Raw genomic sequence first — 14,471 nt, forward strand, 5'->3', positions numbered from 1 at the left:
GTGAGGCGAGCCGTCGTACCACTGGTGGGCTGGGGGGTCCTGTGGAGCAGGGGGAGTTAGTCGATGCGTGCGCGTCGACGGGTGGGCGGCCGGCGGGTGCGGCGGCCGGCGGGGGCGGGAATGACTGGGAGCAGCGGTACCGCCGGGCCGTGATCAGCAGCGATACGGTGGCCACCGCCTTCGTGGTGGCGGCGATCGGTACGTTCTTCGGGGCCCGGGACGCGGCCAACTGGCATGAGAAATGGGGGATTCTGGCCTTCGGCACCGAGCTGCTGGTGCTGGGGGCGCTCGCGGTGAGCCGGGCATGGGCGCCGGGCGTGCTCGGCCAGGGCGCCGAGGAGTTCCGCCGGCTGGGGCGTTCGCTGTTCGCCGCGACCGTCGTGCTGGCGCTCGGCGGGATCGCCCTGACCTCCCGCAACATCAAGCTCTGGATCTTCGTCGCGGTCCCCGCCATCGCGTTCGTCACCATGACCGCGCGGTATCTGCTCCGCCTCTGGCTGCACCGGCAGCGCAAGGAAGGGCAGTGCCTGCGGCCGGTGCTGGCCGCCGGGAGCCCGGCCACCGTGCGCGATCTGATCGCCCGGACCCGCAAGTTCCCGCACCTGGGCTGGCGGGTGGACGCGGTGTGCACGGCGGACGGGCCCGGGCCCGGCGGTGACCGGCTGGACGGCGTACCGGTCGTCGGACGGCTGGTGGACGTCGCCGCCCGCATCCGCCGCGGCGGCTACCGCGTCGTCGCGGTCACCCCGGATCCGCACTGGTCACCGGAGCGGCTGCGGCGGCTGGCGTGGAACCTCGAGGGCAGCGACGCCGAGATGGTCGTGGCGCCCGTGCTGATGGAGGTGGCCGGCCCGCGGCTGCACGTCGACGCGGTGCTGGGGATCCCGCTGCTGCGGGTCAGCATGCCGGCCTTCACCGGGGGCCGCCGGGCGGTCAAAGGGGTCGTGGACCGGCTGGGCGCGGCGGTGCTGCTGGTGCTGCTGGCGCCGCTGATGGTGGGCGTGGCGCTGCTGGTGCTGCTGGACGGTCCGGGCGGGGCGTTCTACCGCCAGCGCAGGGTCGGCAAGGACGGCCGCGAGTTCACCATTCTGAAGTTCCGCACCATGGTGGCCGGGGCCGACCGGGCGCGCGACGCGCTGGCCGACCGCAACGAGGGCGCGGGACCGCTGTTCAAGCTCCGCCGGGATCCGCGGGTGACCCGGGTGGGGGCGGTGCTGCGCCGGTACTCGCTCGATGAGCTCCCGCAGCTGCTCAATGTGCTCACCGGATCGATGTCGCTGGTCGGCCCGCGGCCTCCGCTGCCGGAGGAGACCGCGGCGTACGGGCCGGACATCCGGCGGCGGCTGCTGGTCAAGCCCGGACTCACCGGGCTGTGGCAGATCAGCGGGCGCAGCGACCTGTCGTGGGAGGAGGCGGTCCGGCTGGACCTGCGGTACGTGGAGGACTGGTCGCTCGCCCTGGACACCGTGATCTTGTGGAAGACGCTGCGCGCGGTGCTCCACGGCCAGGGGGCCTACTGATGCGCGGGGGGCGGCGGCGCGGCGGTCGCGCCGGCGCGTGGAGTGCGGGCCGCGAGGGCCTGCCTTGGGGGAGGAACGCGTCATGAGAGTCAGCGTTTTCGGCCTCGGCTACGTGGGCTGCGTATCGGCCGCGTGCCTGGCCGGTATGGGCCACGAGGTCATCGGGGTGGATGTGAACCAGGTGAAGGTCGACCTGGTCAACGCCGGCCGGGCCCCGGTGGTCGAGGAGCGGATCGGCGAGCTGATCGCCGAGGTGGTGCGGACCGGCGCGCTGCGCGCCACCGGCGACGTCCGCGAGGCGATCGCGGGCAGCGAGATGTCGCTGGTGTGCGTGGGGACGCCGTCGGAGCCCAACGGCAGCCTGTGCACTGCGTACTTGGAGCGGGTCACCGAGGAGATCGGCGCCGCGCTCGCCGGGCGGGGCGGGCGGCACACCGTCGTGTTCCGCAGCACCATGCTGCCGGGCACGTGCCTGGACTTACTGGTGCCGATCCTGGAGAAAGCCGCGGGCGGCACGGCCGGGGTGGACATCGGGGTCGCGGTCAACCCGGAGTTCCTGCGCGAGGGCACCAGCGTGCGGGACTTCTTCGATCCGCCCAAGACCGTCATCGGCGCGCTCGACCCGGCGAGCGGTGACGCGGTGGCGGCGCTGTACGACGGCCTGCCCGGCGAGGTGTTCCGGGTGCCGATCGCGACGGCCGAGGCGGTCAAGTACGCGGACAACGCGTTCCACGGCCTCAAGATCGGCTTCGCCAACGAGCTGGGTGCGGTGTGCCAGGCACTCGGGGTGGACTCGCACCAGGTGATGGATGTGTTCCTGGCCGACCGCAAGCTCAACATCAGCCCCGCCTACCTGCGGCCCGGCTTCGCCTTCGGCGGCTCCTGCCTGCCCAAGGACCTGCGCAGCCTGGTGCACGCGGCGCACCGCGCCGACGTCTCGGTGCCCATCCTCGCCCACGTCCTGCCCTCCAACGCGGACCATCTGCAACGCGCGGTGGAGCTGGTCGAACGCACCGGCAAGCGCCGGGCGGGCCTGTTCGGGCTGTCCTTCAAACCCGGCACCGACGATCTGCGCGAGAGCCCGCTCGTCGAACTGGCGGAGCGGCTCTTCGGCAAGGGGTACGACCTGAAGATCTACGACGCCAACGTCAGCCTGTCCCGGCTGCTCGGCGCGAACCGCGCGTACATCGAGACCCGGCTGCCGCATCTCGCGCACCTGCTCGCGGACTCCGTCGAGGAGGTGCTGGAGCATGCCGAGGTGTGCCTGGTGGGGACCCGGGATCCGGCCGTGCTGGCGGCGCTTCCCCACGGGGGCGGCGGTCCGGTGATCGTCGACCTGGTCCGCCTGCCCGACGCCGAGGCGCGCCGGGCCGAGCCGGGGTACGTGGGCCTTGCCTGGTGACGCGGGCGGCGGCGGCCGGCCGGGCCGGCGCGCGCTGATCCTGGTGGAGAACCTCTCGGTGCCGTTCGACCGGCGGGTGTGGCAGGAGTGCACCACGCTGCGCGACGCGGGCTGGGACGTGCAGGTCATCTGCCCCCGGGGCGGGAAGCGGGACACCGAGCCGGAGGCGGTGATCGAGGGGATACGGATCCACCGCTATCCGCTGCGCGCGGCCACCGGAGGGCCGGCCGGCTATCTGCGGGAGTACGGAACGGCGCTGTGGCACACGGCCCGACTGGCCCGGAAGGTGGGGCCGGTCCACGTGGTGCACGCCTGCAATCCGCCCGATCTGCTGTTCCTGCCGGCGCTGTGGCTGAAGCGGCGCGGCGCGCGGTTCGTCTTCGACCAGCACGATCTCGTACCGGAGCTGTACCTCTCGCGGTTCGGCCGCGGCAAGGACGTGCTGTACCGCGCGGTGTGCGCGCTGGAACGGCTGACGTACCGGGCCGCGGATGTGGTGCTGGCCACGAACGAGAGTTACCGGGACACCGCGATCGGCCGCGGCGGCCGGCGGCCCGAGGACGTTTTCGTGGTGCGCAGCGCGCCCGCGGTGGAGCGGTTCCAACCGGTGCCTCCGGAGCCGGCGTTGAAGCGCGGCAAGCCGTATCTGCTGTGCTACCTCGGCGTGATGGGGCCGCAGGACGGTGTCGACTACGCGCTGCGGGCCCTGGCGAAGCTGCGCGACGAGGGCGGACGGACCGACTGGCACGCGGTGTTCGTCGGCGGCGGCGACACCTTCGACGCGATGGTGGGGCTGGCCCGGCGGCTCGGGCTCGCGGAGCAGGTGGAGTTCACCGGGCGCGTCCCGGACGCCGAGCTGGTGCGCTACCTCTCCACCGCGGACGTGTGCCTCTCCCCCGACCCGCGCAATCCGCTCAACGACGTGTCGACCATGAACAAGGTCCTGGAGTACATGGTGATGGGCCGGCCGATCGTCTCGTTCGACCTGAAGGAGGCGCGGGTCTCCGCCGGGGACGCCGCCGTCTACGCGCCCGCCGACGACGAGGCGCGGTTCGCCGAGCTGATCGCGCTGCTGCTGGACGATCCGGAGCGGCGGGCCCGGATGGGCAAGATCGGCCAGGAGCGGGTCGGCGGGGCGCTGTCCTGGCGGCACTCGCAGGCGGCGCTGCTCGCCGCCTACGCCGCCGCCTGCCGCGACCGCGCGTCCGCCGGGGGCGCACCGGTCCGCGCGGGGAAGAGGCGGCGCGGTTGAGCGAGGACACGATCCGCCTGGTCACGGTCGGGCGGCTGCTCCGCCGGCGCGGGCGACTGCTGGGCCTGCTCGCCCTGGTGGGCGCGCTGGCCGGGCTCGGCGCCTCGGTGGTGTTCCCGCCGCGCTACACGGCCTCGGCGTCGGTGCTGCTGCCGGGGCAGTGGGAGGAGCGCGAGCTGCTGACCCAGGTGGACATCGCCACCAGTTCGGCGGTGGTCGACCGCGCGGCCGCCGCGCTCGGCCGGACCGGCGCCGGCGGCACGGATCTGCGGGACCGGGTGAGCGCCACGGCGGCCGAGGGGAACATCATCACGCTCTCGGGTACGGCCGGAAGCCCGGCGGACGCGCAGCGCCTCGCCGACCGGATGGCGCGGGAGTTCGTCGGCTTCGCCGCGCGGCTCGCGGGCGGCGCCGACGCCGGTGCGGCCACGGGGACCGAGGCGCTGCGGCGGCAGGTGGCGGAGACCGACCGGCGCGTCACCGAGCTGGCCAAGGCGGCCGATCCGGGACGGTCCGTGGAGAGCGTGCAGGCCCGTACCGCCCTGGAGAAGCTGCGCGCCGCGCTGCAGGAGGCCGTGAAGAAGCTGGACACGGCCGATCCGGCGGCGACCAGGGCCGCCATGGTCGTCATGGGTCCGGCGGCCCGGCCGTCCGGCGCGGTGCCGCCGACGCGGACGCAGCTCATCGCCGGCGGGGCGGGGCTGTTCTTCCTGCTCGCGGTCCTCGGCCATCTCGTCGCCGCACGGCTGGACCGCCGGCCGCGCACCGCGCCGGAGACCGCCGCGGCGCTGGGCGCGCCGCTGCTGGGCACCGTCGACGTACTCGGTGAACGGCCGCACGGCGGGGGCCCGCGCGCCCGGATCCGCCGGTTCCTCGGCGTCGGCGCCCGGTGGGACGCGCCGCCCCCGCGGCGGTCCGGCGACGAGGCCGGCCGGATCCGCTACCGGCGGGTGTGCGCCCGCCTCCGGGATCAACTGCCCGCGCCCGCACGGCTGGTGGCCGTCGTCCCGGAGGGTGACGGCAGCGCCCGCCGGGCCGCCGCGCGGCTCGCCGCCGAAGCCGGGAGCGGCGACCCCTCCCCCGGCTCTCCGGGCCGGGAGTGCCCCGCGCTGCGAGTGGTGGAGGTCGCGGTGGACCGGCCGATGGTGCCGGACCGCGGCGCCGAATCCGGTGCGCTGATCGTCCTGAGCGCGGGCCGCTGGACCGAGGAGGAGCTGGCCGGTATCGCCGAGGCGTGCGCGGACGGCGGGCACGAGGTCGTCGGTGTGGTCGTCGGCGCCGTCGTCACCGACCCGGTCCGGGACCCGCGGGCCGCCGGACGTTCCGTGGACGACGCTCCCCCGGACGACGCCGAGCCGGACCGCGCCACCCCGGCGCTCGCGGTCCCCGACCACGGGACGGGAGGGCCGGTATGACGGCGAGTACGACACCGGAGCCGCCGGCCGCCGCTCCGCTCATCGACCTGCACGGGCTGGTGGTGGCGGTCCGCAGGCGCCGCCGCCTCTGGGGAACGATGGCCCTGCTCGGGCTGCTGCTCGGGGCGGTGGCGGCGGTCCTGCTGCGGCCACCGCCGACCGCGACGGCCAAGGTGCTGGTCGCGCACCGGGAGGACCAGCCGAACGACCCCGGCACGCTGATCCGCACCGACGTCGCCCTGCTCCAGACCACCCGCGTCGCCGGCCAGGCCCTGCGGTCCCTGAAGTCCCCGATGAAAGCCGAGGACTTCCTGCGGGACTACCAAGGCACGCCCTTGACCAACAACCTGCTGCAGATCGATGCCACCGGTGCCGGCGAGGCGGAAGCGGTGGCCCGCGCCAAGGCGCTGGCCGACGCGTTCATCGCGGACCATGTGCGGCGGATGCGGGACACCGCGCAGGCCGAGGCCAAGGCCCTGCTCGACCAGCGCGACCGCATGCGGGACGAACTCGACCGGGTCGACAAGGCGATCGGGAACCGGCCGCCGGGGAGTGCCCGGGAAGCGCCGGGCGCCGAATCGCTCTTCGCCCGCCGGGCCGAACTCACCTCGCGGATCTCCGATTACGACCAGCGGGCCGCGGCGGCCCGCACCGGCAGCCCCGAGGTGGTCGCCGGTACGCAGATCGTGGACGCCCCGCGCGTGGTGCACCACTCCCTGCCGAAGGCCGCCGCCACCGACGCCGCGATCGGGCTCGTCCTCGGCCTCGTCCTCGGACTGGCGCTGGCCGCGGTCGGCACGGTGGTGGCCGACCGGCCCGTACTGCGCCGGGACATCGCCGCGCACCTGGGCGCCTCGGTCCTCGCGGAACTGCGCCCTGCGCCCCGCCGGCCGGACTGGCCATGGCGGCGCCGGCGGGCCCGGGCGGCACACGAACGGCTCGTCAGGACCCTGGTGCGGACCGTACGCGGCTGTGCGGAACCGGTGTCGCTGCTGGAACTGGGCTGTGCGCGCGGTACGAGCGTGCTCGCCCTGGACGTCGCCAGGGCCCTGGCGGCGGACGGGCCGGTGGTCCTGGTCGACGGGCTGCCCGGCCCGCAGCTGGCCCGCGCCCGCCGGCGGCCGGACGACCCGCCCGTGATCGGCGGCGAGCCCGCCGGGGCCGTACCGCCGCAGGCGCGCCGGCTCGGCGTCGGCTCGGTCGGGCCCGGCACCGCGTGGACCGACCTGGCGCACCTCGGCGGCCGGACCGTGCTCGTCGTACGGGCCGGGCACGCGAGCGCCGCCTGGCTGCACACCGTCGCGCGGCAACTCGCCGACCAGCGCGTGCCGGTGATCGGTGTGGTGCTGCTCGACCCCGATCCGCGGGACCGGACCGACGGCGCGCTGTGGGACGGGCCGCATCTCGCGCCGCGCGGCCGGACCGAGCGGCCGGCCCGGCGGGGCGGAACGGGCCGGCCCAGGACGGCGGGGCTGCCGATGTGGGCGGCCCGGGTCCCGGACAGCTACCAGGAGGCGCGGTAAGACATGTGTGGCATCGCAGGCACGTACCGGTGGCCGGACGGCGCGGCCGTGGCCGACCGGCTCACCGACACCCTCGCCCACCGCGGCCCGGACGGCGCGGGCCGGTACGGCCACCCGGCCGGTGACGGCGAGGTGCACCTCGGGCACCGCCGGCTGGCCGTCATCGACCTGTCCGGGACCGGGGCCCAGCCGATGGTCTCCGGCGGCCTGGCCCTGACGTACAACGGCGAGCTGTACAACGCGCCCGAGCTGCGCGCCGAACTGGCCGCCACCGGGGTGCGCTTCCGCGGCACCTCCGACACCGAGGTGCTGCTGGAAGCCTGGCGGCGCTGGGGCACCGGCTGCCTGGCCCGGCTGCGCGGGATGTTCGCGTTCGGCGTCTTCGACGAGCGGACCGGCGAACTGGTGCTGGCCCGCGACCAGTTGGGCGTCAAACCGCTGTTCCTGCTGCGGCGCGGCGCGGGCCTGGCATTCGCCTCCGAGCTGAAGGCGCTGGCCGCCGTGGCCGGCGGGACGCTCCAGGTGGACCCCGCGGCGCTGGTGGCCTCGCTGCTGTACTCCTGGGTGCCGGACTCGCGCTGCGCGTTCCGCGAGGCGGAGAAGCTGCCGCCGGGGAGCTGGCTGCGGTGCCGGCCCGACGGCCGGGTGCAGCGCGGCCGGTTCTGGAGCCTCCGGGACGTGGCCCGGGAAGCCCGGGACAGCGCGGCACCCGATCTGGCCGCCGCCGTCGAGGAGTCCACCCGGCGCCATCTGCTCTCCGACGTGCCGGTGGCGACGTTCCTCTCCGGCGGTCTGGACTCCAGCTATCTGACCGCTCTCGCCGCGCGCCACCGGCCCGGGATCTCCGCGTACACCATCGGATTCCGCGCCGAGGACGCCAAGTTCGAGGCGATGCCGGACGATCTGCGCTACGCCCGGCGGGTCGCCGAGCGGTTCGGTGTCGATCTGCACGAGATCGAGATCGCGCCGGACGTGCTCGATCTGCTGCCGCGGATGACGTACCACCTGGACGAGCCGATCGGCGACCCCGCCGCCATCAACACGTATCTGATCTGCGCGGCCGCGCGGGAGGCCGGGGTGAAGGTGCTGCTGTCGGGGATGGGCGCCGACGAGCTGTTCGCCGGGTACCGCAAGCACCTGGCCAACCTGCTCGCGCTGCGCTACCAGCGCGTCCCGCGGCCGCTGCGGCGCGGCCTGTCCCGGGCCGTGGACCGGCTGCCGGTCGCCACCGCCCGCCGCGGCTACCGGTCGGTGCGGTTCGCCAAGCGGTTCCTGTCGTTCGCCGAACTGCCGGAGGAGACCGCGTTCCGGCGCAGCTACACCCTCTACGACCGGGCGGAGCTGCTCGCCCTGGTCGATCCGGACCTGGCGCCGGCGGTCGAGGACGTGCTGACCGAGCACGCGGACATCTACGCGGACAACGACCTGGACGACTTCGTCAACCGCATGTGCCTGGGCGACGCCCGGATGTTCCTGCCGGGCCTGAACCTCGCGTACACGGACCGGTCGAGCATGGCCGCGTCGACCGAGGTGCGGGTGCCGTACGTGGACGTCGAGGTGGTCAGGGCGGCGTTCGCGGTGCCCGGTGACCGCAAGATCGCCGGCCGGCAGGGCAAGGCGGTGCTCAAGGAGGCGGCCGGCACGGTCCTGCCCCGGGAGATCGTGTACCGGCCCAAGGGCCTGTTCAGCGCCCCGCTGCGGGCCTGGATGAGCCGGGATCTGGCACCGCTGGTCCGCGAGGTGGTGCACGACGGGCTGCTCGTCCGCTCCGGCTTCCTGCGCCGCGAGGCGCTGGCGCGGATGGCCGCCGAGGACGCCGCCGGGCACCGGGACTTCTCCAAGCAGCTGTGGCACGTACTGACCCTCGAGCACTGGTACCGCGGCGCGGCCTCCGGGGCCGTACAAGGCGGCGTAGAAACAAGGGGACTTCGGTGAAACAGGTTGTACAGAACTACCGGAGCGGCGAACTGGCGCTGCTCGACGTGCCGGTGCCGGGGTGCAAGCCGGGCGGGGTGCTGGTGCGCAGCGCGTACTCGCTGATCTCCACCGGCACCGAGCTGATGAAGGTGTCCGAGGCCGGTATGTCGATGCTGGGCAAGGCCCGCTCCCGCCCCGACCAGGTGGCCAAGGTCGTGCAGAGCGTGGCCGCCAACGGGGTGCCCGCCACGTACCGCAAGGTGATGGGCAAGCTGGACTCCTACACGCCGCTGGGCTACTCGCTGTGCGGGGTGGTCGAGCAGGTCGGCGCCGGGATCGACGAGGTGAAGGCCGGCGACCTCGTGGCGTGCGCGGGCAACGAGCACGCGCTGCACGCCGAGCTGAACTGGGTGCCGAAGAACCTCTACGCCAGGCTGCCGGACGGGCTGGCGCCGCGGCACGCGGCCTTCGGCACCGTGGGGGCGATCGCGCTGCAGGGCGTCCGCCGCGGCGAACCGCAACTGGGCGACGTGGCCCTGGTCATCGGCCTCGGGCTGATCGGGCAGCTGGTGGTGCAGCTGCTGGCCGCCTCCGGTGTCCGCGTCGTCGGGGCCGACCCCGACCCGGAGCGGTGCGCGCTCGCCGCCCGGCTGGGCGCGGCGGCCTGCGGCGACCCGGCGTCGGCGGCCGTGGCGGCGGCCGTCGCCGACCTCACCGGCGGCCACGGCGTGGACCAGGTGTATCTGGCGGCCGGCGGCGGCAGCAACCAGCCCGTCGAGCTGGCCGCCGCCCTGAGCCGGGACCGCGGCCGGGTCGTGGACATCGGAAAGTGCCGCCTGGACCTGCCGTGGAACGCGTACTACGAGAAGGAGCTGGACGTCCGCTTCTCCCGCAGCTACGGCCCCGGGCGCTACGACCCGGAGTACGAGCTGGAGGGCCGCGACTACCCGATCGGCTATGTGCGCTGGACCGAGCGCCGCAATGTGGCGTGCTTCCTCGATCTACTGTCCCGGGGCCGTGTGGACGTGGCGCCGCTGATCTCCCATGTCGCGGACTTCGCCGACGCGGTGGAGACGTACCGGAGTCTGGAGGACGGCGAGCTGAAGGCCGTCGCCGTGCTGTTCCGCTATCCGGAGCAGGCGGCGGAGGCGGAGGCCCGCGCGGCCGCCGTGCCCGTGGTGACTGTGCCCGCGGTGCCCGTGCCGCCGCGTCCGGTCCGGGCTGCCAGGACGCCGGTGCGGCTGGCCTTCGTCGGCGCGGGGAACTACGCGACGTCGATGCTGCTGCCGCATCTGGCGCGGCGCGAGGGTGTCGAGCTGTCGGCCGTGGTCACCACCACGGCGCTGTCCGCGGCCAACGCGCAGCGGAAGTTCGGCTTCGCCGAGGCGACCACCGACCTCGACGCCGTACTGGGCGACAAGGCGATCGACGCCGTCTTCGTCGTCACCCGGCACAGCTCGCACGCCGAACTGACCCGCCAGGCACTCCTCGCGGGCAAGACCGTGTTCGTGGAGAAGCCGCTCGCGCTCACCGAGGACGAGCTGGCCGGTGTGCTCGCGGCGGTGGCGGAGTCCGGCAACGACCGGCTCCAGGTGGGGTTCAACCGCCGGTTCGCGCCGCTGCTGCGGGAGGCCGGGCAGCGCTTCGGCGCCCGCACCGGGCCGGCGCACCTGCGCTACCTCGTCAACGCCGGCCGCCTGGAGCACGGCAGCTGGTACCTCCAACAGGGCGCCCAGGGCTCGCGGTTCGCCGGCGAGGGCGGCCACTTCATCGACACGGCGAGCTGGCTGCTCGGGGCCGATCCGGTCTCGGTGTCCGCGACCGCGCCGCCCGGCAACGACGACCTCCAGGTCGTCCTGCGCTACCCCGACGGCTCCACCGCCACCATCGGCTACCTCACCACCGGCCCGGCCGGCTTCCCCAAGGAGACGCTGGACCTGATCGCGGACGGCCGCGCGCTGCGGCTGGACGACTTCGTCCGGGCCTCGGTGCACGGCCGCAAGCGGTGGGTGAGTTCGCGGCTGCCGAAGGCCCGGGACAAGGGGCAGGAGGCCGAACTCGCCGCCTTCGTCAAGGCCGTTCGGACCGGCGGTCCCATGCCGGTGCCGCTCTCGTCGCTGGTCGCCACCACGGCGGCCACCCTCGCCGTGCCCGCCGCCCTGGCGAGCGGCGCGCCGGTCACGCTGGCGGAGGCGCGATGACCATGAGCGCGGGCTGGTACCTGCGGCGGCTGTCCCGGATGGGGCCGCGGGAGGTCGGCGGCCGGGTGGGCGACGCGGTGCGCCGGCGGCGGTGGCGGTCGGCGCCGCCCGGCTGCCCGCCGGTGGCCGGCGCCCGGTTCACCGCGGTGCTGCCCCCGGGGGCGCTCGCCGCGGTCCCCCCGGACGCCGCGAAACGCCTGGTCGCCGAGGCGGACCGGCTGATGGACGGGCATGCCGAGTTCTTCGGGGTGGTCCGGGACGACCTCGCCGACCCGGACTGGTTCCGCGACCCGAGGACCGGGCGCCGGGCACCGTCCGCCTACGCCTTCGACGTGCCGTACCGCGACGAGGACGCGGTCGGGGACATCAAGCAGATCTGGGAGCTGTCGCGGCACCAGTACCTCACCCGGCTGGCCGCCGCGTACGCGCTCACCGGGGACGAGCGGTACGCCGAGCGCGCGGCCGGGCACCTGCGGTCGTGGTGGGCGGCCAACCCGCCGCTGCGCGGGGTGCACTGGACCAGCGGTATCGAGCTGGGCATCCGGCTGCTGTCCTGGGTGTGGATCCGCCGGCTGCTGGACGGCTGGCCCGGCGCGGCCGCGCTGTTCGAGGACAACCCGGTGGCCCGGAACCAGGTCTGGCACCACCAGCGCTGGCTGGCCGCCTTCCCCAGCCGGGGGTCCTCGGCGAACAACCACGTGATCGCCGAGGCCGCCGGGCAGTTCGCGGCGTCCTGCGCGTTCGCCTGGTTCCCGTCGTCGGGGCGTTGGCGTACGGCCGCGCTGCGCTCGCTGGAGCGGCACCTGCGCGGCAACACCTATCTCTCCGGCCTCAACCGCGAGCTGGCGACCGAATACCACGGTCTGGTACTGGAGTTGGGGCTGGCCGCGCTGGCCGAGGCGGACGCCGCCGATGTGCCGGTCCCGCCGGCCGTGCGGCTCGTACTCCTGCGCATGACCGACGCGCTCGCGGCCGTCGTGGACAATCGGCTGCGGCCGCCGCGCCAGGGGGACGCGGACGACGGGCACGGCCTGGTACTGGACGGCGCGGGCACCGACCGCTGGGGTTCGCTGCTGGCCACCGGAGACGCGGTGTTCGGCCGCCTCGACTGGTGGCCTGCGGTGACCGGCACCGACGTGCGGACCCCGCTGCTGACCGCGCTCATCACGCCCGGTGGGCCGGCCGTGGCCCGCCCGGAGCGCCGGCCGGCCCACTTCGCCGACGCGGGGCTCACCCTCCTGCGCGGTCCGGGGGAGATCTGGTGCCGCTGCGACGGCGGCCCGCACGGTTTCCTGTCCATCGCCGCGCACGCCCACGCGGACGCGCTGTCGGTGGAGGTCCGGCACGACGGGGTGGATGTGCTCGCCGACCCGGGGACGTACTGCTACCACGGGCAGCCCGAGTGGCGGCGGTACTTCCGCTCCACCCTCGGCCACAACACCCTGTGCCTGGACGGCGGCGACCAGTCCGCCTCCGGCGGTCCGTTCCTGTGGACCCGGCACGCCGAAAGCCGGGTCCTGAGCGTGGCGACGGAGGACGGGGCGGCCCGCTGGTGTGCCGAGCACGACGGCTATGCGGGCACCGTGCACCGCCGGCTGGTCGAACTGAGCGCGGCCCGGCGGGAGTTGAGGGTGGTGGACGAGGTGCGCGGTCCGCGCCGGACCGCGCGGTTGGTCTTCCACCTCGGCCCGGCGATCACCGCGGAGCTGGTGGGCAACCAGGCAGAGCTGACCTGGACCCGGGACGGCGAGACCCGCTCGGCGGTGCTGGACCTGGCCGACGAGCTGTGCTGGCGGGCGCACCGCGGCGAGACCGATCCGCCGCTGGGCTGGTACTCCCCCGGTTTCGGGCGCAAGGAACCGGCCACCACGCTCGTCGGTACGGGCTTCAGCGACGGCGCGGCGGCCTTCACCACCGTCCTGCGGTTCCACGGGTAGGGGGGCGCGTGGAGATCACCTGGCGGGACCGGGCGGAGCCGGCCGCGCCGTCCGCGCACGGGACGGCGGGTGCCGGGGGCGCGGCGCGCGTACCGAAGGCCGTCGGGGCGGCCTGGGGGCTGCTGGTCCTCAACACGCTCGGTTCCACCGGCGCGCGGACCCTCGTCCCGCTGCCCCGCTCCCTCATCCAGATGGTCACCATGGGCGCGCTGGCCGCCGCGTTCGCGCTGGCGCTGGCCGCCAATCCGCGGCTGCGCGTCCGGCCCAGCGCGTTCCTGTTCCTGCTGACCCTGCTGCTGGTGCCGAGCGTGATCTCCAGCGCGCAGCTCGGGGCCGGGGCGGGCGCGCTGTTCCGCTGCGCCCGGCTGGCGCTCTTCACCGCCACGCTGTGGCTGCTGAGCCGCTGGTGGGACGGCGGCCCGGGGTTCGCCCGGCACCACATCCGGATGTATTTCGCGGTGCTGGGGACGGTGGCCGCCGGTCTGGTCGCCTCGCCGGGCGCGGCCCTGCCCGATCTCTACGGCGGGCGGCTGGTGGGCGCGTTGTGGCCGCTCACCCCGCCGCAGATCGGCCAGTACGCCGCGGTGATCACCGGGCTGACCGTACTGCTCGTGCTGGGCCGCCGGACCGACCGGGGCAGCGCGGCGGTGGTCGTGGTGGCGTCGCTCGTCCTGCTCGCGCTGACCCACACCCGGACGGCGACGCTGGGCCTGCTCGCCGGGCTGGCGCTGGCGGTCGGCTCACTGGTACTGACCAGCGCCGCCGCCCGCCGGTTCTTCACCGGGACGGTGCTGTGCGCCGCGGTGGCCGCGGTGGCGCTCGGTTCCGTACTGCGGGCGTGGTTCCTGCGCGGGCAGAGCCAGGAGAACTTCACCAGCCTCACCGGCCGGGAGAAGGTCTGGGACGCGCTGCTGGCGGCGCCCCGGACTCTCACCCAGGAGCTGTTCGGCACCGGCCTGGGCGACAAGTCGTTCGGCGGGCTGCCGATCGACAACAGCTGGCTGGCGGTCTACCACGAACAGGGCCTGACCGGCGTCGTCCTGGTGGCGGCGATGATCCTCGTACTGGGCGGGGTGGCGCTGCTGCGGCCGCCGTCGCTGTCGCGGGCCTGCGCGATCTTCCTGATCGGCTATTGCGCGATCGCGTCGTACACCGAGGCCGGGTTGGGCGACGCCGCGCCGTATCTGCTGCATCTGACCGTGGCCGCCTCGCTGCTGGCGGCGCCCGCCGCGGCCACTCCGCACACAGTGCCCCGGGCCCCTCGGCGCGTCCCGCGCCGGTCCCGGGCATCGGAGGTGACCTGA

The 14,471-nt window shown here is 74.9% G+C and carries 9 protein-coding genes; all 9 read left to right on the plus strand.

The features are described 5' to 3' along the window. The first annotated feature begins 41 nt into the window (after nucleotides 1-41). Entirely contained in the window at nucleotides 42-1,520 is a 1,479-nt protein-coding gene (locus ADL22_RS00560; RefSeq protein ID WP_066972485.1) for a sugar transferase, read from the plus strand. Nucleotides 1,521-1,602: 82 nt separating this feature from the next. Further along, the gene (locus tag ADL22_RS00565; RefSeq protein ID WP_066972488.1) at nucleotides 1,603-2,922 is read left to right on the plus strand and encodes a nucleotide sugar dehydrogenase; all 1,320 of its coding nucleotides are present in this window, start codon (nucleotides 1,603-1,605) and stop codon (nucleotides 2,920-2,922) included. Continuing rightward, a complete protein-coding gene (locus tag ADL22_RS00570) occupies nucleotides 2,912-4,174 on the plus strand; it encodes a glycosyltransferase family 4 protein (RefSeq protein WP_066972491.1) in 1,263 nt (420 codons plus the stop codon). Before ADL22_RS00565 ends, ADL22_RS00570 begins: the two co-directional genes overlap by 11 nt. Beyond that, entirely contained in the window at nucleotides 4,171-5,589 is a 1,419-nt protein-coding gene (locus tag ADL22_RS00575) for a polysaccharide biosynthesis protein (RefSeq protein ID WP_066972494.1), read from the plus strand. The genes ADL22_RS00570 and ADL22_RS00575 overlap by 4 nt, the downstream gene beginning before the upstream one ends. Beyond that, complete coding sequence (locus ADL22_RS00580; protein ID WP_066972501.1) at nucleotides 5,586-7,112, plus strand: Wzz/FepE/Etk N-terminal domain-containing protein; 1,527 nt, start codon at nucleotides 5,586-5,588, stop codon at nucleotides 7,110-7,112. The genes ADL22_RS00575 and ADL22_RS00580 overlap by 4 nt, the downstream gene beginning before the upstream one ends. Before the next feature lie 3 nt (nucleotides 7,113-7,115). Beyond that, nucleotides 7,116-9,047, plus strand: coding sequence for an asparagine synthase (glutamine-hydrolyzing) (gene asnB / locus ADL22_RS00585; RefSeq protein ID WP_066972503.1), 1,932 nt, complete (start codon nucleotides 7,116-7,118; stop codon nucleotides 9,045-9,047). Next, complete coding sequence (locus ADL22_RS00590; protein WP_066972506.1) at nucleotides 9,044-11,230, plus strand: bi-domain-containing oxidoreductase; 2,187 nt, start codon at nucleotides 9,044-9,046, stop codon at nucleotides 11,228-11,230. The genes asnB and ADL22_RS00590 overlap by 4 nt, the downstream gene beginning before the upstream one ends. Further along, nucleotides 11,227-13,167, plus strand: a complete 1,941-nt coding sequence (locus tag ADL22_RS00595) for a heparinase II/III family protein (protein WP_066972509.1) — start codon at nucleotides 11,227-11,229, stop codon at nucleotides 13,165-13,167. The genes ADL22_RS00590 and ADL22_RS00595 overlap by 4 nt, the downstream gene beginning before the upstream one ends. A 119-nt stretch (nucleotides 13,168-13,286) precedes the next feature. After that, the gene (locus ADL22_RS00600; protein ID WP_066972821.1) at nucleotides 13,287-14,471 is read left to right on the plus strand and encodes a hypothetical protein; all 1,185 of its coding nucleotides are present in this window, start codon (nucleotides 13,287-13,289) and stop codon (nucleotides 14,469-14,471) included.

Origin of the sequence: Streptomyces sp. NRRL F-4489 (assembly GCF_001509485.1) — a bacterium.
Taxonomy (GTDB): domain Bacteria; phylum Actinomycetota; class Actinomycetes; order Streptomycetales; family Streptomycetaceae; genus Streptomyces.